The sequence below is a fragment of the Pedobacter immunditicola genome (assembly GCF_037482985.1).
GTDB lineage: Bacteria > Bacteroidota > Bacteroidia > Sphingobacteriales > Sphingobacteriaceae > Pedobacter > Pedobacter immunditicola.
This window is the reverse complement of the sequence record NZ_JBBHKC010000013.1, coordinates 76,817-101,395: the sequence shown is the minus strand read 5'-3', so window position 1 is coordinate 101,395 and position 24,579 is coordinate 76,817. Positions and strand designations below refer to the sequence as shown.

General features: G+C 40.4%; 20 protein-coding genes and 2 tRNA genes. 8 read left to right on the top strand and 14 right to left on the bottom strand.

Annotated features, from left to right (window positions below; genetic code table 11):
• Positions 1 to 8 precede the first annotated feature (8 nt).
• The 6 genes from WG905_RS18840 to WG905_RS18815 form a co-directional block, all read right to left on the bottom strand.
• Positions 9 to 563, bottom strand: a complete 555-nt coding sequence (locus WG905_RS18840) for a TerD family protein (RefSeq protein ID WP_339593312.1) — start codon at positions 561 to 563, stop codon at positions 9 to 11.
• Between the two features lie 2 nt (positions 564 to 565).
• Entirely contained in the window at positions 566 to 1,372 is an 807-nt protein-coding gene (locus tag WG905_RS18835) for a phosphoribosyltransferase family protein (protein WP_339593311.1), read from the bottom strand.
• A 2-nt stretch (positions 1,373 to 1,374) separates the two neighbouring features.
• The gene (locus tag WG905_RS18830; protein WP_339593310.1) at positions 1,375 to 2,040 is read right to left on the bottom strand and encodes an HAD family hydrolase; all 666 of its coding nucleotides are present in this window, start codon (positions 2,038 to 2,040) and stop codon (positions 1,375 to 1,377) included.
• Between the two features lie 503 nt (positions 2,041 to 2,543).
• Positions 2,544 to 2,629: transfer RNA gene (locus WG905_RS18825), tRNA-Tyr, on the bottom strand.
• A 56-nt stretch (positions 2,630 to 2,685) separates the two neighbouring features.
• A tRNA-Ala gene (locus WG905_RS18820) sits at positions 2,686 to 2,759 on the bottom strand.
• Between the two features lie 81 nt (positions 2,760 to 2,840).
• Positions 2,841 to 3,704: a helix-turn-helix domain-containing protein gene (locus tag WG905_RS18815; protein WP_339593309.1), complete on the bottom strand. Its 864-nt coding sequence runs from the start codon at positions 3,702 to 3,704 to the stop codon at positions 2,841 to 2,843.
• Positions 3,705 to 3,910: 206 nt separating this feature from the next.
• Here WG905_RS18815 and hxlB point away from each other — a divergent pair, with 206 nt between their 5' ends.
• On the top strand, positions 3,911 to 4,495 hold the full coding sequence (hxlB, locus tag WG905_RS18810) for a 6-phospho-3-hexuloisomerase (RefSeq protein ID WP_339593308.1): 585 nt from the start codon (positions 3,911 to 3,913) through the stop codon (positions 4,493 to 4,495).
• A 34-nt stretch (positions 4,496 to 4,529) separates the two neighbouring features.
• Entirely contained in the window at positions 4,530 to 5,165 is a 636-nt protein-coding gene (gene hxlA, locus WG905_RS18805; RefSeq protein WP_339593307.1) for a 3-hexulose-6-phosphate synthase, read from the top strand.
• Positions 5,166 to 5,243: 78 nt separating this feature from the next.
• On the opposite strand, the gene WG905_RS18800 is transcribed toward hxlA, so the two are convergent.
• Positions 5,244 to 5,714 (bottom strand): DUF4265 domain-containing protein, encoded by a 471-nt coding sequence (locus tag WG905_RS18800; RefSeq protein ID WP_339593306.1) that lies wholly within the window; start codon positions 5,712 to 5,714, stop codon positions 5,244 to 5,246.
• Positions 5,715 to 6,020: 306 nt separating this feature from the next.
• Between WG905_RS18800 and WG905_RS18795 the strand changes: the two genes are divergently transcribed.
• The 6 genes from WG905_RS18795 to WG905_RS18770 all read left to right on the top strand — a co-directional run bounded on the left by WG905_RS18795 (position 6,021) and on the right by WG905_RS18770 (position 13,826).
• Positions 6,021 to 6,548, top strand: a complete 528-nt coding sequence (locus tag WG905_RS18795) for a hypothetical protein (protein ID WP_339593305.1) — start codon at positions 6,021 to 6,023, stop codon at positions 6,546 to 6,548.
• A 94-nt stretch (positions 6,549 to 6,642) separates the two neighbouring features.
• On the top strand, positions 6,643 to 7,491 hold the full coding sequence (locus WG905_RS18790; protein WP_339593304.1) for a hypothetical protein: 849 nt from the start codon (positions 6,643 to 6,645) through the stop codon (positions 7,489 to 7,491).
• 28 nt (positions 7,492 to 7,519) lie between these two features.
• Positions 7,520 to 9,028 (top strand): hypothetical protein, encoded by a 1,509-nt coding sequence (locus WG905_RS18785; RefSeq protein ID WP_339593303.1) that lies wholly within the window; start codon positions 7,520 to 7,522, stop codon positions 9,026 to 9,028.
• 2 nt (positions 9,029 to 9,030) lie between these two features.
• Positions 9,031 to 11,832, top strand: coding sequence for a hypothetical protein (locus WG905_RS18780; protein WP_339593302.1), 2,802 nt, complete (start codon positions 9,031 to 9,033; stop codon positions 11,830 to 11,832).
• A 115-nt stretch (positions 11,833 to 11,947) separates the two neighbouring features.
• Positions 11,948 to 12,934 carry an endonuclease/exonuclease/phosphatase family protein gene (locus tag WG905_RS18775; protein ID WP_339593301.1) on the top strand — a complete coding sequence of 329 codons (987 nt, stop codon included), beginning with the start codon at positions 11,948 to 11,950 and terminating at the stop codon, positions 12,932 to 12,934.
• A 19-nt stretch (positions 12,935 to 12,953) separates the two neighbouring features.
• Positions 12,954 to 13,826, top strand: coding sequence for a DMT family transporter (locus WG905_RS18770; RefSeq protein ID WP_339593300.1), 873 nt, complete (start codon positions 12,954 to 12,956; stop codon positions 13,824 to 13,826).
• 17 nt (positions 13,827 to 13,843) lie between these two features.
• Here the strand turns inward: WG905_RS18770 and WG905_RS18765 are convergent, their stop codons facing one another.
• From WG905_RS18765 to WG905_RS18735, 7 genes are all read right to left on the bottom strand, one after another.
• The gene (locus WG905_RS18765) at positions 13,844 to 14,752 is read right to left on the bottom strand and encodes a glycerophosphodiester phosphodiesterase family protein (RefSeq protein WP_339593299.1); all 909 of its coding nucleotides are present in this window, start codon (positions 14,750 to 14,752) and stop codon (positions 13,844 to 13,846) included.
• Positions 14,753 to 14,833: 81 nt separating this feature from the next.
• Entirely contained in the window at positions 14,834 to 15,121 is a 288-nt protein-coding gene (locus tag WG905_RS18760; RefSeq protein WP_339593298.1) for a GNAT family N-acetyltransferase, read from the bottom strand.
• Between the two features lie 91 nt (positions 15,122 to 15,212).
• Complete coding sequence (locus tag WG905_RS18755) at positions 15,213 to 16,829, bottom strand: glycerol-3-phosphate dehydrogenase/oxidase (protein WP_339593297.1); 1,617 nt, start codon at positions 16,827 to 16,829, stop codon at positions 15,213 to 15,215.
• 289 nt (positions 16,830 to 17,118) lie between these two features.
• Positions 17,119 to 18,576 (bottom strand): SusD/RagB family nutrient-binding outer membrane lipoprotein, encoded by a 1,458-nt coding sequence (locus tag WG905_RS18750; RefSeq protein WP_339593296.1) that lies wholly within the window; start codon positions 18,574 to 18,576, stop codon positions 17,119 to 17,121.
• Between the two features lie 48 nt (positions 18,577 to 18,624).
• Entirely contained in the window at positions 18,625 to 21,861 is a 3,237-nt protein-coding gene (locus tag WG905_RS18745; protein WP_339593295.1) for a SusC/RagA family TonB-linked outer membrane protein, read from the bottom strand.
• A 405-nt stretch (positions 21,862 to 22,266) separates the two neighbouring features.
• Positions 22,267 to 23,607 carry a glycerol-3-phosphate transporter gene (glpT, locus tag WG905_RS18740; RefSeq protein ID WP_339593294.1) on the bottom strand — a complete coding sequence of 447 codons (1,341 nt, stop codon included), beginning with the start codon at positions 23,605 to 23,607 and terminating at the stop codon, positions 22,267 to 22,269.
• Positions 23,608 to 23,648: 41 nt separating this feature from the next.
• Positions 23,649 to 24,560, bottom strand: coding sequence for a glycerophosphodiester phosphodiesterase family protein (locus tag WG905_RS18735; RefSeq protein WP_339593293.1), 912 nt, complete (start codon positions 24,558 to 24,560; stop codon positions 23,649 to 23,651).
• Positions 24,561 to 24,579: the final 19 nt, after the last annotated feature.

Here is a 24,579-nt window from a genome sequence, read left to right as displayed (position 1 = left end):
GTTTTTTCTTATTGATATTTGTTTAAATAATCCTGTAAGCCACCTTTCATGCCCATGCCTACAGCTTCAAATTTCCATTGTCCTTCTCTGTTGTATAACCTGCCAAATTCTATGGCTGTTTCTATAGAAAAGTCCTCATCTAATTCATATTTTACCAGTTCAGTTCCATTGGTGTCATCGATAATTCTCACAAAAGAATTTCTTATCTGGCCAAAATTCTGTCCACGACTCTCAGCCTGGTCAATGGTAACCACAATACAAAGTTCTTTTACAGATGGGGCAATTTTTGTCAGATCGATTTTAATTTGCTCATCATCACCGTCTCCGTCACCCGTTAAATTATCACCTGTATGTTCTACTGCTTCATCTGGTGATTTAAGGTTATTATAGAATACAAGATGACTATCTGACACCAATTTTTTATTCTCACCTAAAATGAAAACCGAAGCATCTAAATCAAACTGTGTTCCTGTAGAACTACTGTTTGTATCCCATCCTAAGCCAATCGTAAATTTAGGAGCGTTGATATTTTCACGCTGACCTTTCTGTAAATTAATTGCCATAATTAAGCTGTTTTAATTGTGTTTATATTGTTTTGATAGTCTGTAATTTGGTGGTAATTGTTACTTATCGCCAGATGGAATAGATCAATGCGTTTTTCAGCTGAAATATTCTCTAGCAGATAGTGAAATTGTTCCTCGTTAAAACTGAGGATATACTTTACGATTCGGGTGTTAAATTGGAAACTTTCCCTGTTGATGATTTTCGCGATATCGGTGACATCTTTAATTGCGTAATAATTGTAGAAATTTTCCACCTTAGGGTGAATTGATTTATTGATTAATTCAGCATAATAGATGAACACAAAATCTCCCTTAACCTGGTACTGATCCAGTATCTTGTTTACGGTATGTTCATGACTGCCCGTAATCTTTATATCATCTACAAAAATGCACAGTTTGCCATCGATAAAATTTCTGTCAATGTAGTACGTATCATTTGATATCAATTGTACTCTTTCTTCAAAATCAAGGTTACCATAATCAGTTACATAAGTTTGATTGCGGTAAATTTTAGATTCAGCACATGCCTTTTTGTTGTTATGGAACAAAAAGTTGTTCAATTTCATTTTAAAAAAATGGCACAGGAAATTTGAAGCGGTAGGTATTGATAAATAGGGACTTGGCAAAATAATGATATCCTGTCCGGATAATATTAAATCTTTATATTGCTCAATAAATCCGTCGAATAATTGTGTTGCAAATTTTTCAGCGTAAAATTTATCCCCGAATTTAAACCAGCTATACTCTTCTTTTTTAAAAGGGCTAACCTGTTCCTCTACTATTTTATGTAAGCTATAACTTCTATTCAACTTTAAATATTTAAAAGAATTGCATTAAAACCATAGGATTTGGCTCCATTATAATCGGCTATAATGTTGTCCCCTACGTGTACTACTTCTTTTTGTTCTAAATTTCTATCAATATTAATTTGATCCTCAACCAATTTAAAGATCTTAAAATTTGGTTTAGAAAACCCAACTTCATCTGAATAAATCTGGAAGTCAAAATGGTTTTCGAATCCGTAGTCAGTGATCAGTTTTCTCAACGTCTTTCCTTTGATAAATCCTGTATTACTTAGTATGTTCATCGTTTTATTCTCCGACTTTACTTCTTCGAATAGCCGATGAATATTAGGATACATCAAATGGGGTTTGTAGGCAAAAAACAATGATTCTGTTTCCTGATAAAATTTGTCTAACTGAGCAATGGTAACTTCCGAGATATCAACATTTAATTTATTTAAAATGAGGTAATAGATTTCGTAAGTATTGACATTAAGCCCGGTTTTCTCATTCATTTTATTACACAAAACATCATAATATCTGATCACCTGCGTAACGTCTTCAATGGAAGCATTTAATTGAAAAAAATCTTTAAACAATAAATTTCTTCTGTTTTTGAATTCTGGATTAGATTTTATTAATGTTAACCATAAATCAAAAGAGATATGGGTATATGGTTTATGATTTATCTTCAAGCTTATTATTTTAAAATTTAAACAAAATTACTTTCTTCCACCTCCTTCATTAGATGCAATTTACTTTCAATTTTTGTTAGCTGCTCAATATAAGTATTTTCAATTACGCTGAAGTTTCGTTGTTCTTTAATACCCTTTTAAACAGCCCAAAGAAATTAAATTTTACATTTATTTGTTAAAACTAGCCGTTAACCAGATTTAACAAAAATGTGGTAGGATGTGATTTATTTTCAACATTAATAAAATCTATAATGATTTTGGGTGAAATCCAAAGATAGGACCTTGACTCATTTACAGTTAGGATCGTAACACGATTGTAACAGAAAATAGCGGATCAAGGATATTTAGTGACTTTATATTGATAAAGCGAGGAGGTGGGGCAGTTCCACTACGATCATATATCCGAAGTTTCCCAGAACAGAAGTTGCACCCCATCCCTTTTGTATACTTTATTAACTATTAAGTTAAATCAGGGTCTGATATTTATTCACGATGATGGTGGGTGGTGGGGGGAGAAGGATTCGAACCTTCGAAGTCTTGCGACAACAGAGTTACAGTCTGTCCCATTTGGCCACTCTGGTATCCCCCCAATGCTATTGAAATTTAAAAGCCTTCCAAATTTCTCTGAAAGGCCTTTTTACGGAGTGGAGAATAGCGGAGTCGAACCGCTGACCTCTTGCCTGCCAGGCAAGCGCTCTAGCCAGCTGAGCTAATCCCCCGTAGTGGGGCAAAAGTAATTAAAAGATTTACTCCTGCAAATTTTATATGAAAATAGATAGCTATACTAACAAACGATAAAGTTAAACCAAGGTATTAAACTTCGATGTAATATGTTCTTTAGCCTCTTTTTGGAAACCTTCAGGTGTTTTCCCGGTTTGTTTTTTGAAGAAACGACTAAAATAAGGCCGGTCTGAAAAGCCTAAATTATAAGCAATCTCCTTAATAGTCAATTCACTGTGAATTATGCTCCGCTTTGCTTCTAATATAATCCGGTCATGGATGATTTGCATACCGGTTTTGTCTAGTTTTTCCTTTAATATTTGATTCAACCGCTTCGAACTTATACCCAGCTTTCCTGCATAGAAATCAGTATTCCTGATTTGCTGGTAGTTACTTTCCAGCAGCATAAGAAATTCATAAACTCTTTTCTGATGAATATCATGCACGGTAAACTGTTGCTCTTTTACCTGAATAAGTTTAAGCAGGAAGACTTTCAACAAAGCTTTAACGATGATAATTCCATTATTCTCACGACAGTATTCTTTTTCTAATAAGGCATAAATCCCCGCCAAATCTGCAGCTTCTTCTTCGCTCAAACGCAGACAGGAAAATTCTCCCTGAACATTAAAGATTTTGAACAGGTCCAATAGAAACTCTTTATCGTTATCTTCAAGAATCGCTCTTTTAAAAGAGATCAACTCGCCATTTTTACCAGCCTTATTTAATTGGTGCACACGATAAGGAGGGATTAAATAAATCCAGTCTCCTTTACGCTCGAAGTCTGTATCCTTTAACGCATGTAATGGATTTTCATCCTTTAACCAAACAACTTCGAAAAAATCCTTTCTTCCCGGATCATTCAAATAACTCGGAGGACAGTTTCCAAGGTTGCGAATATATATAAGTGACTTTTCCAGTACAGGCTCGGCGATGGCGTTTGACATATAGCAAAGTTAAATACAATTAATTAATGGTGTTGGACGATCAGCTGTTAATGGAGGACTATTCGGAAAAGACATCCTGAATATGGCTTTATTATGATTTTGGAATGATTCAATTAGCTGATTGTTCCATACAATAGGCTAATTGTCTAACTGCATTTTCCCCTACAAGCCATAGGTTTGCAGCAGTTCAAAATCCATTATCATTTATGCACATTATAAAAGAAGACATTAAGGCAAAAGATATTAGAGGAAACCTGGAGCTCATCCTGTTGGAAAACACCTGGTTGTTAAAACAGTTAAAGTTAGCACAGATTGATGCATTCATCAGCGAGATCAAAACGGCAAATGCTATTTTTATAATTGCAGCAGGGCGATCAGGATTCTCCATGCAATCTGCCGCTATGCGTTTAATGCATTTGGGTTTTACGGTATATTTTGTAGGCGAAACGACGACCCCGGCTATTAAGGCAGGCGATTTATTAATTGCCGCATCAGGATCTGGAACAACCAGCACTATTATTAGCGCAGCCGAAAAAGCCATCGCAGTTGGTGCAAAAGTTGTGGCCCTTTCCACACAGGAACAATCGCCCCTGGCAAAAATAGCCAGTCTGCTGGTTCATGTGGCTGCAGCAGAAAAACAAGATCATAACAGTACGCGATCCGCACAATATGCAGGAAGTTTATTCGAACAGTTCCTGTTGTTGCTTACAGATGCGATTTTTCAAACATTATGGCAATCAAAAAATGAATCCGCAGAAGAGATGTGGGAACGCCACGCAAATCTCGAATAACTTTTCTCACAATAAGAATATATATATAAAAATTATGGCAAAATTACAAGTAGCAATAGATTTACTGACAACTGAAGAAGCATTGGCCTTAGCGGCGAAAGTTGCACCCTATGTTGATATTATTGAATTAGGCACACCTTTGATTAAAAACATGGGATCAGCGGTGATCACAGCGATGAAAAATGCACACCCTGATAAATTGGTATTTGCGGATCTTAAAACGGCTGATGCCGGAGAATTGGAAGCTGACATCGCTTTTAAAGCAGGTGCAGATTTAGTGACCGTAATGGGTGCTGCAGGTGACGCCACCATTATTGGTGCAGTAAAAGCAGCCAAAGCTCATGGTAAAGGGATTGTGGTTGATACCATTGGCTATCCTGATCGTGTTAAGCGCGCGCAGGAAGTTACAAAACTGGGCGTTTCCTTCGTAGAATTACACGCTGGTTTAGATGAGCAGTGGACAACTGAATATTCCATTCAAGTATTAATTGATGAAGCTGCCAGAGTTGGTGTTCCTGTCTCTATAGCCGGCGGTGTTAATATTGACAATGTTACTGCAGTGGTTAAGGCTGGTGTACAGGTTGTGGTTGCTGGTGCAGCAATTTATGGCGCAGCAGATCCTGCTTTAGCAGCGAAAGCATTACGTGAAGCAATTGATGCAGCAGCATAAATTGTTAATCGTTTCGACTAATTAAATAATCCGCCTTGTCAAATGATAAGGCGGATTATTTTTTTAACAGGCTATTGTTCAGGTAGCATTACCGTGCTTCGCCGATAAACAAGGTTCAGCATAGTCGATTGTACCCTTCTCACTTAACTCAATTAACTTTGCTCGTATTGGACCATAATCTAAATCAAACGGCACATTCATCACAAAGTAACCTTCCTTGAACTTTTCGGTTTCGCATCCCAAATCTTGAAAGGTTTCTCTTATATCGTTGGTTAATGATATTTTATCAAGTATAGCAACCTGAATTGTAGAATTCCCCGAGTACGATATGGTTTCCTTGTAAGTCAGCATTTCTTCCTGATCGTTGTAAACGGCTGAAATGAGATCTCCTGACGCCAAATCCGGAGCATAAAACGGTATGTTATTTAGCTCATAAGTTCCTGCATTCTGATCAATTACCTCAGCCCACATAGTTTCAACGGTCTGCTCTTCTGATCCAATACTGTAAAAGCTAAAATGAATCTTCACATAGTTTTCGTTAGTTTCCATCAAATCTGTCATTCATGTGGGTGATAATCTAATTAAAGTGTATTGTTATCGATCGAATTTACGGTTTAGTAAGACATTTGCCAAAACTTAGACTTAAGGTATGGCTACAAATTTTCATCACAACCGTTTTGCAACTTAGCCATCAAAACACTTCCCTTAAACAGCGTAAGTATTTACCCAGTTAACCCACATCCGGGGAATTCATACCCCAGTTAATTTTTCCAACAATGTTCATAGAGTCTACATAAAGGGTTTTCATAACCAGGTACCAATATTGCATAATGATTAATTAAATTAACCATAACCATGAGAAAATTATCCATTATTGCAGTAGTATTTGTTACAGGCTTAACTGCAAACACAGCATCAGCACAACTATCAGGAGCAACCACGCTGAATGTAACATTAGCTGCCACACAAAGCATCACAGTAAATAATCCGACAGTAGCCTTAAACTTCGGTTCTTCGGCAAATTATCTAAGTGGTGTAAACGCTGAGCAAGCGGATCATCTTACGTTTGCTTCTACTTCTGGATTTACCATCAGCGCTTCGGCATCAGGAGACTTGACTGGTGGAACTGGAGGCGCTATTCCTATTAGCACTGTAAAGATCACCCCTACACCCGGCTCACTAGATGAGTCACTTGGAGGAACAGCAACCGCAATTGATTTATCAACTGCAGTCGTTCCAATTTATACTTCTGGCACAAAAACAACAGGTGGAACTACACAGGCTAGCCTCGATGTGGATTATAGAGCATCAGGAGGAACAAACTACCTAAACAGAACAGGAACATTTAATTCCACAATTACTTACACCATAGCTCCCTTATAAACAACTATTTACAGCATAGATGCCAGCACAAGATCATCTTATTATCAAATGATCTTGTGCTGCTATTATTTAAACACCCCCCTAATAACAGCAAATGAAGGCCACCCTCCTTTCCTTCGTCTTTTCTTTGACCTTCTTTACTTACACTTTCCTTACTCACACTACGGTTTTCGCACAAGCAGGCATCACTGCCAGCCCGGCGAAGTTATATTACCAGCTGCCACCGGGCACAGCAGGCACAGAGAAAATCACCGTCATAAACCCCAACTCCATGAACCTCGAAGTTGGCGTTTCTATGGGCGACTGGGAGTATGATGAAAAAGGAGAAAACCGGCTCTTAGATCCTGGCACTTTAAAAACTTCCTGTGCAGCATGGATTAAAATTCTGCCTGGTTCTTTTTTCACCTTAGTCCCCAACGAGCGTAAAGAACTGTTGGTGGATCTTGCCATTCCCGAAAATGCAGACACCAGTATTCCGGTGCGTACAGCGATGATCTATTTAACCCAGCTCAATCCTGGCGACATGAAAACCCAAAATGGCGCTTCTTTGAAGGTGAGTGTCCGGATGGGAATAAAAGTGTACCACAGCTTGTCACAAAGTAACGAGCGCGATGTGGAGGTGATCAATTTCACCGATAAAAAGGAAATACAAAAAGACAGTAAAACTGGCAAAAGTACCGAACTCAGCTTATTGGAAATCAATATGGAGAATACCGGTAAAATATGGCTTGAAGGAAAAGTGAACTGGGAATTGCTTAACCAGGGTACAGGGAAAAAAACGAAACTTCCGGACCTTAGTTTCCTTTCCCTCCCAGGTGATAAACGGATCATGCAGCAGGTGCTTCCCTTTGATCTCAAAAAGGGGAAATATTTTGCTACTGCCATGATTAACTATGGCGACAAGGAAGAACTCAAAATTGTTGAACTCGAATTTGCACATTAAGTACTGAAATGAACCAAGATTACTGAAAATGAACCAAAAGGATAAGTTGTCCAACAGCATAAAAACTAGAGCACTGCTCCTGTTTTTGATCATTACAGGTTTTGCAACGCAGGTAAAGAGCCAGATCATTATGAGCTCTTATTTTGGCAAGGAAGCTGCTGTGGACAATTATGAGGAGGCCCAAGCTGGAGTGACCACCAACAGCTACCTTACGGTTCAATATAATATGATTGCCGGTGCAAATTATGCACCCGGCTGGACGGTAAAAGTTAGGGCAAATGGCAACTTTACCAATGGCACCCACTCCATCCCATCACAATATGTGTCTTTAAAATTCAGGGACTCCAAACAGGGCCTTCCCGGAGTAACGGGAACGGAAGTGCCATTAACTACTACGGACGCAAATTTGATTACGACCACTCAACCTTTAAATACGCCGCCCACATATTACATGGCACAAGACTATGACCTTATGATCCAGGGTGGCAATCATTTAATGTTGCCACAAACCGGTATCTACAGCTCCACGGTAACCCTTTCGTTTTATACGAATGCCGGCCAGCTTATCGCTACAACCATTGTTCCTATTTCGTTTTCGGTAAATTTCAGCACTGGATGCTCGGGAATGGTAATCACGGCATCGAGCAATATCAATTACAATTTCGACACCTATGCTAAATTGTTATCAGGAGGCACGGCTACCAACGCTTTAAATGTACAATATAACCCCAACGGCGCCAATTGCACTGGCTGGACCCTTAAAATAAGAGCCAATGGAAATTTCACCAATGGCAGCAGCGCGATCTCCCCCGAGCACGTAGCAATCAGGTTTAACAATGTTAGTCAGGGCAAACCTACGGCAGCAGCTATTGGGGTAACCAATAACCTGGTGCCACTGAGTGCTAGCGATGTCATCCTGATCAACCCTTCCAACGCGGCATTCAATAACTACACTTCCCATGCGTTTGACATGGTGATTCAAGGTGGAAATTACCTGCTGCTTGGAAATAGTGGCACCTACTCCTGTCCCGTCACTTTATCTTTATATAACCAGGCCGGACAATTGGTGTCTTCAAGTAACACGAAATTATCCTTTCAAATTACTTTTGCCAACAACAGCAATTACACAATTTCCCTATTGAATCCGGATGTATCCATGCTTTACCAAACGCCAGCAGATTATCTCACTGGAAAAACGGTCACCAAAATTAAAGGACTCAAGGTGGTAGGCACCAAGGCTTACCAGGTGATCGTAAAAACACTCCATCCTCATTTGATTTCGGGCAGCAGTACGATACCAGTGGAGGTGGTGAGGCTAGAAAACACACCGCCTGCCGGCAAAAGCGGCATTACTTCTTTCCCCATTAATTTAAGTAGTACAGATCAGCTCATCATTAAAAATATGATGAGCGATAATACTTACCGAACCATAGAATACGACCTGAAGTATTCTATTTCAGGCAGCAACACCACCATTTCATCTGCTGCATCCGGATCATATACCACTCAGGTCATCTTTGTGGTTTTACCTTTATAGCAATGTGGTACAGGGTAATGCTTTTCATCGGCCTCTTTCACTGTTCTAGTCCGGAAAACTGTTTCAGTCAGGAGAAGGCAAATGCTCAGGCATTAAACCCGAAGTCCATCACCTTGTCCTTGTCGGAAAACGAGTTGCTGTTAGAGGACAGAACCATCCAAACATTGACCTTGAAAATAGTTAATACGGGCGATCAGGTTTTTAAGGGTATGCTGAATATTTCAAACACGGAGTTTATTGAACTGCTCTCCCGCAGCGAATACCCGATGGAACTAAAGGCAGGCGAAAGTAAATTTATCCCCATCAGGTTGTTACCGGGAAAGAATATGGCGGTGGCAGAACCATATCACCTTCGGGCGACTTTAAATAAAGGAACGGAAGTTTATGCTACTACGGTTTGTGAGATCAAAATGACTGCTAAAAAAAGTGTGGCGTTAATTTCGATGACCTCCAGCCTTATTTTAAGTGCCATAGGTGATTCTATCAAAATCCCTGTGAAAATCGCCAATACTGGCAACACAGCTCAACAGATCAACCTCGTTTGTCAGCTTCCCCAGGACATGCAGAACCGGGGGTTTCATACTACTTTAAAATTCAGCATCAAGCCTTATACCGACACCCTGATTTACATCAACAAAAGCGTTACCCGGGAGATGTTAAGGATGGATTCCTTCACCATTAATTTATTTGGCATCTATGAAAACGGCGATATCTTCGGCCAAAATTATATCCAGGTACAAACCTTAAAAAACCGGCGTATTAATGATAGCAACCTGCCCGACTACCATTACCAGGATAACCTGGAGAATAGTTTTACCATGATGACGCAAAACATAGGTCATGATTATGCTTCTTATCAATTGTATGGGGGAGGATCGGTAGAAACGCCTTATGGCAGATTGGGCATTAATGCGGATGCAACGCTGTGGAAAAACGCCGCCACACCTTATTTAAGAAATAGCTATGTGAGCTACGAAGGTTACCATATGGGATTTACCGCGGGGAATATGAGTAGAAATCTGGAAGCTAATGTGAATGGCAGGGGTTTCAGTGCATTTTATGTCGATACAGCAACCAAGCATAATTATGAAATTGGGATGGTCGACCGCTCTTCGAATCTCATAGATCCTTTTAACTTTTTTGGCAGCTCTGGTAAAGCCATGTGGGCAAGATTTAAGCGCCATCAAAAAAAGCTGGTTTATATGAGCACCTTTTTGTATGAAGCTGACGCTTACACAAGGGCAAATAACCTAATTTCTGCAAATGAGTTCAGCCTCTTGAATAGGAAGAACATCAGGATCTTCGCTGAACTGAATGCGGGACATACCAGGGATCAGAAAGATGCTACAAACCAGAAAATAGGCTACCTGGGTACATTCAATACCGATGGTAAACTCGGCCGTTTCACTTTCAACAGCAACAACACCTTCAGCTCTTCTTATTATCCTGGCTTACGCAGGGGTTTGCTTACTTTCAATGAACGGATAAATTATACCAGTGGAATATTTGGCCTTTGGGGCAGCTACAACTATTTTAAAAATAAACCGGAATACCTAAGCAGCCTCAATTTCTCTAATGAATTTGGGACCACCCGCGCAGAAATAGGGGCTTCAACGGCTTTTAATAAATTATTTGTCTCCCTTTCACCCTTGTATCATGCGGAAAACAGTAGTTATTCCTTTTTCCAAAACGGCAGGCAGGAAGGATCTTTGCGCTCCTTACGCATTTCTTCCAATTTAAACTATGCCAATTCCCTCGCTAATCTGTATTTGTTTTTTAATGTGGAGAGCGGTGCATCTTCCAGTTCTTTTACCGGTGGCTATCAAAAACAACTGAAAGTAAGCGGGAATTTAAAATGGGGAATGTTCAGAATCAACGGTAGTTACCAGGATGGATTGTTTTACGTATCTGAAGCCTTCAACAACCAATTGACCCATCAAAAGAAGAACAAAGTCACCAACTTGTCCGCCACCCTGACCAGGCGTTTCTTTAACAATAAAGCCGAAATTGAAGCAGGGGCTTCTTACCTTGATCATAGTAATACCGGCAATAGCCTGATGCTTACCGGAAGTGCAGCGTACCAGTTAAACAAGCGGACGAAATTTTTCAGTTCACTTTTCAGAACTGAATATAAATACATGAATTACAGCTTTAACAATTTACAGCTAGGGTTGACAAGAGATTTTTCCGCAGCGAAACTTGGTTCTAAAAACAAGACCTTAACCGTAGCCATTTATAAAGACAATAACCAAAACGGGATCTATGACGAAGGTGATCTTCCTGCGACAGATCAAATTGTATATATAGATCATGTTGCTTTTTTAACAACGAAGGAAGGTAAGATCACCTATAAAAACCTGCAGCCGGGAAATTATAGCATCAGCATGTCCGGTAACCATAACTGGTATGCCCCCGCTCAGTCAGTGGTCATGACTCAGGCAGATTTAAAGCTGGAAATTCCATTGAGGAAGATTGGTATGATAGCGGGTAAAATTGAGTATAGTTTTAACCAATACAGCTATGATGTGGCTAAAGTGAAAATGGGTTTAAAAGTGATGGCGACTGATGAACATGGAAAAACAACTATCACCAAAACCAATGAGCTTGGTGGATTTTCATTTTACCTACCTGATGGTCAATACACCATCACCATGGAAGACCTTCCTCAACAAGTGGTCTGCACGAATACAAACACGAAAGTATGGGTGACAAATAAAATAGTTCAACCACTAGTGATGACATTAAAAATTAAGGAACGAAGAACGGAAGTCAAGAAATTTATTTCACCGAATTTAAATCGTTAATAAGGTTTTTAAGAAAGAATCCCTCATCTTTATCCTTTCAAACCTCATTATATTGCTTATCAACGACATACTTTTTTACTTTAGCCTATTCCTTCTCTTAGTTACCATCATACCAATGATCAGGCATGATTTCTGGATTTTCCGGGTTTTCGAATACCCGAGGCTTCAAAAACTGGTCTTGACTTCAATTACAGTACTATTCACACTGATCTATTACCCCGAAAACCGCTCCGGACAGATTATCCTGGTTTTGCTTGTCGTTAACCTGGTTTATCTATTGTACCTCGTGCTTCCCTTTACCAGGTTAGCGAATAAACAAATTATTAAAAGCCGATATCCGGCTGGAAAAGATAATGTAAAACTCCTTGTAGCCAATGTTTATCAGGATAACAGGAGAAGTGCTGATTACCATGCTTTAATCCAGTCCTGTGATCCTGACCTTATTTTAATGGTAGAGACTAATCAATGGTGGGCAGAACAAATGTCGTCACTTTCGGGGCGCTATCCACACCAGGTTAAAGTTCCTTTGGAAAACACCTATGGAATGATGTTGTTTTCGAAGTTCGAACTTATAGGTGCTGAGGTTAATTATTTGATAAAAGCAGATATTCCATCGATCGCCGTAAAAGTGAAGCTGCTGTCCGGACAGCTTGTCAAACTTTATTGCCTGCACCCTGAACCGCCAGTACCACAGGAAAATCCACGGTCAACAGAAAGGGATAAAGAAATCTTGCTGGTTGCAAAAAAAGCGAAAGCCAGTAAGATCCCCGTTTTAGTGGCTGGTGATTTGAATGATGTAGCCTGGAGTTACACCACAGCGCTGTTTATGAAAATAAGTGGCCTCTTGGATCCGAGAAAAGGCCGGGGATTTTTCAATAGTTTTCATGCAAAGTATTTCTTTCTGCGCTTTCCACTAGATCATATCTTCTGTTCCTCTGATTTCACGCTAACCAGCCTGAAGCGAATGAAGAATTGTGGCTCTGATCATTTCCCCATTTGGGTAGAATTCCAATATGACCCACCAGCAGCTGGGGTGAATGAGGAGGAAGTAGCCACCGAAGAGGACAAGGAGTTAGCAGAAGAAAAAATCGCAAAAACGTAACAATCGATAAGGCAATAGCATGAATATTTTAGAAGGACTTTTATATAGCATATTGTGGGCATCCGCAGCAGTGGCTACAAAATTCGCCATGAATTCCGTAGATCCCTTTTTACTAACCTGCTTACGTTTTTTGTTGGTAGGCATCATCCTCATGGCTTTCACCTATATATTCAGCAAGAATAACCGCCTCCCTACTAAGCAAGAATTAAAACAACTGGTGGTCCTCGGTTTACTAAACGTCACTGTATACATGGCGGGTTACATCATTGCCATTAAGACGGTTTCTGCAGGTTTGATCAGCCTTTTTACGGCAACGCATCCACTTATTCTCATTTTACTTTCCGCCCTCATCCTCAAGCGCCACATCACAAAAAATGAATACATCGGTATTGCGATAGCCTTAACCGGTTTAATCCTGGCAGCCATCCCCAATCTTCAAAAGGGCAACGACGCCAGTTTAATCGGCCTCCTTGCTTTAATTGCCGGCTTCATTGCCTTATCGCTGGGAAGTATCTATTTCTCTAAAAAGAAACTGGCCCTTAGCCGGATGACCATCAATACCTGGCAGATTGCTTTCGGGGGAATCTTCTTTATACCCATTGTTTTTCTAAATGAGCCCAATAATTTCATTATTCCCGACCTTAATTTCTTCCTTTCCTTTATGTGGCTTGTTATAGCAGTAACCATAATAGCTTATGCATTATGGTTGAAATTGCTGCAGGACGACCCGGTTAGAGCAGGTTTATGGTTGTTTTTGACACCTGCCCTGGGTTATTTCATGGCTGTTGTTATTTTGAATGAGCCGCTTACCCCATACGGCATATTTGGAGCCTTATTGGTCGCCACAGGCTTAATCTATTCAAGGAAAAAGGCAAGAAAAAGTGCAATGTAAGGTAGCCTCCGTTCCTGTTATTTTACCAGTAAATTCGGATAATCAGTAATAATACCATCCACTTTCATTGCTTTCAGGCTTTCAATATCTTCCTTGGTATTTGCTGTCCAGGGAATGATCTTGATTTGCTCGTCATGGCATTTCTGAACCAGTTCTGGTGTAACTAATTTATAATGTGGACTATAGATAAAAGGCTTATAGCCTAATGAAGCGATGTTCTGCTCAAAAGTTTCCTTATTGCTCACCAAGTAGGATGTTCTTACCTGTGGATACTTTTCGTGGATCAACTGAATGGTCCTGATATCAAAAGACTGTATCACAACATAAGGCATAATCTTCTTTTCCTCAAGTACATTCATTAATAACTTAACAAATTCTGCTGGTTCAGGGTTATGGATATTATCGTCTTTAGCGCTCGATTTGGTTTCAATATTATAGAAAACCTGTTTTTTATGATTTACCTTGATATAGTTTTGTACAGAATCAATTAAATCTGCCAGCCTTGGAATATATGTATTCACCTTTTTTTGATCGGGATAAGCTGCATAGAACTTTGAACCCACATCAAATTTACGCAGTTCCTCATAGGTCATTTTGTAAATCACATAGTTCTTCTGTTCCTCTTTTGTAAACTCAGTACCAGCAGGCGTCTTTACAAAATTAGCGTTCAGGTAAGCATCATGTGACACAATCACTTCCTTATCTCCAGTGATGTGTGTATCCATTTCGAGTGTGGTCACCCCCCGATCGATGGCATCGTACATGGCAATAATGGTATTTTCCGGCATCAAACCCCGCCCGCCACGGTGAGCTTCTGTACTGAAATCCGGGAAGGATGGACTGTCAACAGTGATTCCTTGTTGACTTTTGCAGGAAAATAAACTCATTAAGGCGATTCCACCAGCTAAACACATGATTGTCTTCATTAAACAAAAATACAATCTATCCCATTAAATTGCCGTCATTAACACTTTGTTAATGCAACTTTAACATTACCTTTCTTGAGGCTATCCTTTGTTCCAGACCTCGGCATATTCTTCAGGGTGCCTTTTAAATTGCCCATGAACATAAGTGCAACGGGGAATAACCTTCATGCCGTTTTCCCTGGAGAAATCTACCATGGCATCAAGAAGCTTTTTGGCAAAGCCCTTCCCCTCTGCCTTGGGCGATACTTCTGTATGGTAAACGGTCAGGTTATCACCTGAAATGCTGATCACCATTTCTCCCAGTTGCTCCTCCCCGTCTAAAATGTAAAACGCACCCTGTCCCTCTTCGTTCATTTTCAACTTTACCATATTCCTCTTTATTAATATACTGGTTAAAGGTTTACCGCCTGCTGTTTATTGCCGACAGTTTATTGCTTATCAGAGAGATGATCATGAAAGATTATTGTGTACTGGTGATTTTTGTAAAATAAGCCGCACCATCCTGCGCAAAATCTTTCAACAAGTACTGCTGCACCAAAAGATTAAATTCTGCCAGCTGTGCAGTAGCCCAGGATTCACTTTTATGTAACTCCTGCACCATCAATGCTGCTACCGGCGGGGCAAGTTTTGCAGCAGCTGCTGCATTTAAAAATAAAACCCTGCTCCTGCGGGCCAGAACATCCTCTATTGTTCTTGCCATTTCATTTCTGATCATCCATGCCACTTCAGCTTTCACCATTTGAAAATCAGGATGCAGTGCCCCGGCCAGCTCGGGCTCGTTTTTCATCAGTTTTCTGATCTGGGAAGCATCAGCCCCGTAATTAGCAAAATGGCCGGTATCTCCAGCCCCTTCTGCACCATGGATCTTCACTTGCGCTGTGATACATTTAGCACTGAACTGCTGCCCTAAAGCAATAGCCTTGTCAATCGTATCTTCTGCCATCTTTCTATAGGTGGTCCATTTCCCTCCCGTGATGGTGATTAATCCGGAATCACTGACGATCAGCTTATGGCTTCTTGAAATTTCTTTGGTGCTATGTGTATGTTTACCGGGTGCAGCTAAAGGACGAAGACCGGCAAAGGCGGACAAAATATCTGCGTGTACCGGTTTTTTGACCAGGTATTTCCCCGCAGTGTTTAAAATAAAATCAATCTCTTCAGCAAGCGGCCGAGGTTCCAGGGTAGAGGTATCAAGGGGGGTGTCTGTAGTGCCTACTAATACTTTACCATGCCAAGGCACAGCAAACAATACCCTGCCATCAGCTGTTTTGGGAATCATTAATGCCACATTGCCCCGGAGAAATAATTTGTCCAGCACAATATGCGCTCCCTGGCTGGGCCTCACCAAAGTTTTGCCGCCGGGCTTGTCCATTTTTAAGATCGCATCAACAAATACCCCGGTAGCGTTAACAATTGTTTTCGCATAAAGCTGATAAGTTAAACCCGTTTCCAGGTCTTTAGCCGTTACACCGGTCACTGCCCCCTGACTGTTTTTGCTGAGCGCATTCACCTGCATGTAATTGATCAGTACACCACTATATTGAGCAGCAGTTTGTGCAAGATTGATAGCCAGTCTTGAATCATCAAACTGTCCGTCGCTATAACTTATACCTCCGATCAGGTTGTCTGCAGACAAGCCAGGGATAGCTTTTAGAACCTGCTGGATAGTTAAAAAGGAAGATTTTTTGAAACCACTGTTGCCTGCCAGCAAGTCGTAAAACTTAAGGCCGAACTGGTACTTAAATTTCGAAAGCCAATTATAACATGGGATAATAAATTGTTGATCATGCACCAGGTGTGGTGCATTTTTCAATAATAAACCACGTTCATGTAAAGCTTCATAAACCAGGGAAACATCTCCCTGTGCCAGGTACCGTACCCCACCATGCACCAATTTAGTACTCCTGCTGGATGTTCCCTTGGCAAAATCATGCTGCTCCAGCAGCAAAGTGCGATAGCCCCTGCTGGCTGCATCAAGGGCAGTACCAAGTCCGGTTGCGCCGCCACCAATAATGATGACGTCCCAATTTTTCTGCAGGTCAATTTGTTTAATGAATGTGGCTCTGTTGAATTCCATCACCTTTTGAGATATAACTAGTTTCAATTGTTTTTTGAATATGAAACTCATAAACTAAACTAACGATAATATATGTAATCTTTGACAGGTTTTAATTAATAATTTTTAACAAGTTTTACTTCCCCGAGCAGCAAAAACACTCCGCTTTTTTTGTCAATTGTTTAAGCACAAATGATGATCGATATTGCAAAATGATACCAGAGAGTGGCGTTTTCGCACAAAAAGGGATGTACTAAACAGCACATCCCTTTTTATTATTTATGATCAACAGATATTATATCATCCGAAGTTATTTATCCCACCAGACTTTTGTCATCACATCATCTCCGCCAATACGGTCGGCGGCTATCCGATAATTTTCCGGGTTAAAACGGCTAACATCAGTATGGTACATAAAACGGCTAGGCATGATGCCATTATGCAACATGTGAGGTGTAGTCGGCAATTTCGGGAAACCTGTACGACGGTATTCAAACCATTGCTGGTAATCATTGAAGAACAAGCCCAGGTACTTCTGATTCATAATTTGCTCTAATGTACCATTGAAGGCCGCTTTTTCGTTCTCAAAATAATTAACAGGCATTTCGCCGTTTTTCCAGTGTGTAATGGCTGCAGTAACGGCCTTTTCATAAGCTGTTTTTGCTGCTACCTGGTTGCCGGCCTGTAGAGCTACTTCCGCTTTAATAAATTCCACTTCTGCATAACTCATGATAATTTGGTGGATTTGTGTACCCACAGCATCAGGAAACATTAAATCACCATTAGGCGTACTCGGCGTAAAATCAAATTGTGAAGCATCTCCTGAATGGCCAGAAGTTATTCCTTTGAAACCGATATCGACAGGTTTCTTATCTACAATTCGGGTTGCCTTGGTCATGAACAATGCTCTTCTTGGATCTTCCAGGCCATTCAACATATCTACAAAAAATCCGCCCATAGCCTCCGCATTCACATAATCCTGACGGCGGCTCCAGGCATAGTCATAAGGTGCAACACCTGTGATTTTTACGATGGCTGCCTCTTCATTACTATTAAATACAGGGTATTTTCCTGGATCTGCAATCATTGCTTGTAAACGCGCATAGCTATTAAATTCAGGTCTATTGGAAGCTCTTAATAACATCCGCATCAACAAAGAATTATTAAACTTACGCCAATTCTCTTTTTTATTGTTGTAGAGAAAATCGTTACCGTTCATTGAGCCTTCACCAACATAAATGGTATTGGCCTCTTCCAATTGCTGAATTAGTGATGTATAAATTTCTTCCTGTGTATCAAATTTTGGCTGTTTTAGACCCTCTTCCGCTTTCAAAGCCTCTGAAAAAGGTACATCTCCAAAACTATCCGTTAGGATACCACCAATGTAAGCCTTTAAAGTAATAGCAACGGCCTTATAGACCGGCAGGTTATATTCAACTGCTGCAGCTTCCATTTCACGCACATTGCGCAGGTATTCGTAAGTGGTGTTCCAGGTACCATTACCTGCAGATTCTGATACATCATAGCGGTGTACCCCTAAAGCCACACTTGGATTAGGCAAACCCACTTGCATCAGCTGCCAGGTAAAATCATAACTTCTCACAGTAAAGTAATCGCTCATTCCATAAATGGTAGGGGTTACTAAACTACCCGGCGTTACTTTTTCACTTAAATTAGGGTTGGTATTCAATTCTTCAAAATCCTTGGTACATGATGACAGTACCACAAGGTTGATCAATGTAAAAACCGCTATTATCCTCTTCTTCATTTTTATGTTATTATGGCTGTTATAGCCCGTCTTCAAAATTTATTATAATTACAATTGTAATCTAAGGTTTAACCCAAAAGTTCTGGTGCTTGGCATCTGGCCCATTTCAACACCTGGCATGATACTGCCACCATTGAAAGCAGCAGTTTCCGGATCAAAAGCAGGGAAATCGGAGATCATGGCTAAATCTCTTCCGTAAACAGCTATACTTGCACCTGAAATTTTTAGCTTATCAATAAAGGTTTTTGGCAAACGGTACTCAAAACGCACTTCTCTTAATTTTAAATAAGAAGCATCAAAGCTGTTGGTTTCTACGTTAGCACGACGATAGTAGTCTGAATACCAAGTATTGACAGGAACCCTTTTTGTGTTTGGAGTAAAGGAACCATCTGTATTTTGCACTACACCCTCACCAATAACGCCACCTTCTTCTCTGCCTTTAAGGGTATGTTTTAATTTCCCTTGCTCGCTCATTTTATGGTGTGTTTGAGAATAAACAATACCACCATACTGTCCGTCAATTAACGCACTCAGCGTAAAGTTTTTATAACGGAACTCATTGTGGAAACCACCCTTCCAGTCTGCATGTGCATTACCGATTTTAACTTTTTCTTTCGGACGAACCGCTAAACCTGTTTTCCCATCAAACAATACCTGGCCGGCATCATTCCTTACTAAACCAAAACCCCAAAGATCTCCAGTTGAACCACCTTCTGTTCCGATAACAGAAACTGCACCGGCACCGCTGGAAGCAAGGATCTGTTGATACCCTTCAATATCTTCACTCAGTTCTAAAATGGTATTCTGGTTTTTCGACCAGGTTACCGTAGATGTCCAGTTGAAGTTTTCAGACACCACTGGTTTTGCACTCAACATCACCTCAACACCACGATTTCTGATGGTACCGCCATTGATCCATGCATTGCTGAATCCTGTAGTGATGTCTAGAGGCACATACAAAACCTGGTTTCTGGTTTTAGTGGAGTAAACATTAACATCTGCGTTGATACGGTTATTGAACAAGGAGAAGTTAACGCCACTTTCCCATGAGTCTGTCTTTTCAGGTTTAAGTGCAGCATTGTGCAATACACTTGGTGCTTCGGCAGAACCCGGGAAAAGTGAAGTTCCAAAATATTTACGGGTTTGGTAAGGATCTGTATCTGAACCAACTTGCGCCCATGACAACCTCAATTTTGCAAAAGAAATTACTTCAGGCAATTTAAACAGGTCACTCAATATATAACTGGTACTTACCGAAGGATAGAAATAAGAGTTATTTCCTGTTGGTAAGGTTGAAGCCCAATCATTACGACCGGTAATGTCAAGGAAAATTTTGTTATCCCATCCAAAATTCAGGAAACCATAAACACTGTTGACTTCCTTTTGCGTCAGGTCATTTTCTGCAACTGCAGTAGTTAATGCATTAGAGAGTTTATAAATACCCGGCGACAATAAACCCCTGGCAACCGAATTGTTAACTTTAACATTTCTTCTCATCAAATTCCCACCCAGGGAAGCTCTGAAATCAAGTTTAGGCACTAATTTATCGTTGAAATTCAACATCGCATCGGTGTTGGATTCAAAAAAACTTACATCTTGTTGTTTGTAATAACCAAGCGGGAAATTAGAAGTATCAAAGCTACGGCGTTGTTCTATGCGGTCCTGGCGACTGCTGATTCCTGAACGGAACATGATGTCCCACTTTTTATTGAAAGTATATACCCCTTGCATGTTTCCATCAATATTATTGCTATTGATGCTGTTGGTCATTTCATGAGCCATTAAAAACGGATTTTCAATGTATGAACTGAAAGGGTGGATTTGCTTTAACTGCTCCTGCCCTTTTTTCCAGATGGGTTCATACCACGCTAAATCAACGTTTGGATTTTGAAAAATCATGAAATAGGCCGTACTCTGGTTATTATAACCCGTACCTGGCAAGTTATCACTGGTTTTATTGGTGAAACTGAATTTTCCGTTAAGTTTCAATTTTTCAGACAATTGAAGGTTGGTGTTCAAGGAAGCGACTATCCTTTCAAAACCTGTATTGGGCATAATCCATTCATTTTTGGTATGCGATAAAGAGCCCCTAGCAGTAAATGTTTCGTTACCACCACCCAAAGACAAGCTATTTTGATAGGTACGGCCGGTACGCCAAAAATCTTTAATGTTATTTTTGTAAGGCACCCATGGCGTTCTGGTAAGACCTTGTGCTTCTGTTGCCGGATCATATTGGAAATAACTCTGCCCATCAAATTTTGGTCCGAAGGCACTTGAAGTACTTCCTGTATTCGGTCCATCCTCAGATGCGCCATAAGAATAATAGAGTTCGCCTGCTGCATTTTTGTTTAACGCACCCTGCCCATATTCATACTGGTAATCTGGCCAGCGTAAAATATCATTGAAGCTGGTATTAGAGTTAAAACTAACACCCAGTCCGTTTTTTCTTGCTTTACCTGATTTTGTGGTAATGATCAAGGCTCCATTATTTGCGCGGCTACCATAAAGTGCTGCAGCTGCGGCACCTTTTAAAACCGTTACCGACTCAATATCATCGGGATTGATATCTGACACACCATTACCAAAATCGATAGGCACATCATTATCCCCACCGTTTGAAACTGCTCCATAAGCATCACTCACGCCTGAAGTCACTGAACCCGAAGCCATCGGCGTACCGTCAATAACAATCAAGGCATCATTGCCATTTGGCTTTAACGAACGGTCGCCACGCAGGTTAATGCGGGTACTGTTAAAGGGACCTGAACTACCTTGTGTAAGGGTCATCCCCGGAACTTTTCCTTTTAAAGCATCCGACCAGTTGTTGGAGGGTGCATCTGAAATGCTTTTTCCTTCTACTGTGGTGATGCCATATCCTAAAGATTTCTCTTCGCGTTTTATTCCTAAGGCAGTTACGACTACCTCATTCAGTTGATTGCTTGAAGCGGTTAGCTGTACAGCCAGGGTTGCCTGGTTAGTATTTACTAACTTTTTTGAAGGATCATAGCCGATCATATTAAAGGAAAGCGTAGTTCCTTTAGCTACTTTTACGGTGAATAAACCATCGTTATCGGTTGCACCGAGTACCTTGCGGTTCTGGTCGCTAATGGTAACGCCAGGCATAGGTAAACCGTCCTGACCATCTTTAACGACACCTGTAACCGTAATAAATTCTTGTTGCTGGTAAACACCTGTAAGTTTGGCCGGAGCAGCATAGAGTAGCTGTGGACTATGTGTGTAGATTGCCAGAACTGAAAAAGCAAGGTAACCGACTGCTTTTTTCATCTGTTTTTGTTTAGTAAAACTTTTCTTCATTATGCTTATGCTAACCTGTTTTCGAAACGTTATACCGTTTCATTTAACTGGCACAAATATCCACCACGAACTGTTAAGCCAATGTTAAGGAACCGTTAATAAACAAAAACACAATATTTGGTTAACAATTAAACTGTAAAGAAAAAAACACATAATTGATTAGCGGAGAAGAACAGCCATTAAGAGATGCTATAAACAGGAATCGCCCGGATAATTGTAAAATCCGGGCGATTAAAGATAAGACGCGATTTAATATAAAGCAATATTTAAACCGTAAACATGGCTTTGCTAGGAAGCCAGTTAATTCTACGTTAAGTTTAATTTAATATCACATGAATATTCTTTACAAACAGCGCTAATGTTAAGAAACTGTGTTTACAGATTTGCCAAATTTCGTTTCTCCCGTTTCCAGGTAAAAGCGGTAAATACAATTGATAAAATACAGGCAGCCAGGATCACTTCAAAGCCACCGTCCCAACCCCAGACATCAACCACATAACCGATAGCAATATTGGCAAACAAAGCGCCGCCCATATAACCAAATAAACCTGTTAAACCCGCAGCAGTTCCTGCGGCTTTTTTAGGCACTAAGTCCAAAGCCTGCACACCGATTAACATCACTGGTCCGTAGATTAAAAATCCAATAGATATCAAAGCCAGGTTATCAATCCAGATATTTCCCGGCGGATTTTTCCAGTAAACGAACACAGCAATAGTCACCAGTACCATATAAATTATGGTTGCAGGTGCTCTTCTGCCTTTAAATACTTTATCACTCAGCACGCCGCAAAGTAGAGTTCCTGGAATACCGGCATATTCATAAAGGAAATATGCCCAGCCACTTTCATTTAAGGTAAAGCCTTTAGCTTCTTCTAAAAAGGTTGGCGCCCAGTCTAAAATGCCGTACCGCACCAGGTAAACGAAAGCGTTTGCAAAGGCGATGTACCAAAGCATCCTGTTGTTGAAAATATAGGTGAAAAAGATCTCCTTTGCCGTCAGTTCGTTTTCCAGGTCTTGAGAATAGTTTTTTGGATAATCATCTTTGTAAGCTTCTATCGGCGGCAAGCCACAGGATTGTGGCGTATCTCTTACCAGGAAATAGGCAATTGCTGCAAATACCAGCGCAATTAAACCGGGGAAATAAAACTTACTCTGCCAGTCCGTAAAAATTTCGACGGCTAAAATAGCGATCGGCCCTACCAGTCCGCCACCAACGTTATGTGCAACATTCCAGATCGACATCATGGTACCGCGCTCCTTAATGGAATACCAATGTACCACGACCCTGCCGCATGCCGGCCAGCCCATTCCCTGAAACCATCCATTGACAAATAATAGGGTGAACATGATCACAATGGATGAGGTGGCGAAAGGCACAAGGCCCATCAAAATCATCGTCATTGCCGAAAACACCAGGCCTACCGTTAAGAAAGTCCTTGCATTGCTCCGGTCTGAAACATTTCCCATCAAAAACTTACTGATACCATAGGCGATAGATACACCCGAAAGAGCCAGTCCCAGCTCAGTTTTGGAATAACCTTGCGCTATCAGATCTGGCATCGCCAGCGAGAAATTCTTACGCACCAGGTAATAGCCTGCATAGCCTATAAATATGCCCAAGAATACCTTGGTCCTGGTACTTTGATATACTTTGTTGATTTGCTCTTTTGCTAGTAGGGGTAGATGTGGAGGTGGTTGAAATAACTTAAAACTCATTTGTTGTGCTTATGTACTAATTGGGAATTGATAAATTGATATTAATTAAAAAACAAGTTTGGATAATCAGAGATGATCCCATCAACTTTTAGTGCTCGTAATGCCTGAATTTCAGCTTTTGTATTCACCGTCCAGGGGATAATCTTAATCTGCTGGTCATGGCATTTCTTCACCAATTCAGGCGTAACCAGTTTATACTCCGGGCTATAAATAAAGGGCTTGTACCCTAATTCAGCAATATGTTGCTCAAAGGTCTTTTTGTTACTCACCAGGTATGAAGTTCTCACCTGCGGGTATTTTTGATGAATGAGTTGTATAGTCCGTTTGTCAAAAGACTGGACCACCACATAGGGCGTGATTTTCTTGGCAATGATCACATCCATTAATAACTTCACAAAAGCAGCTGGCTCGGGATTATAAACGCCATCGCCTTTTGCACTGCACTTCGTCTCTATATTATAAAATACCTGTTTCTTATTGTTCACTTTGATGTAGGTTTGTACTGAATCAATTAACTGTGCCAAACGCGGAATATAGGTGTTTACTTTTTTCTGCTCAGGAAACTTGTCGTTGAATTTGCTGCCTACATCATATTGTCGCAGGTCTGCATAGTTCATTTTATAAATCACATAATCCTTCTCCTTGCTTTTAGGGATATCTTTACCATCCGGTGTCCTGTTAAACTGTGCGCTTAAATAATCATCATGAGTGACCACCACTTCGTTATCACCGGTAACATGCGTATCCATCTCTAAGGTGGTTACGCCAAGATCTATGGCCTTACGCATGGCCATAATTGTATTCTCGGGCATCAAGCCTCTGCCACCACGATGTGCTTCTGTACTGAATTCAGGAAATTCAACCGCCGCATTTACTTGGATTTCTTTATGACTTTTACAAGCAATTAAACTCATTAATGCTATTCCGCCTGCAATGTATGTGATTGTTTTCATTGGTCTATTATTTGTTTTT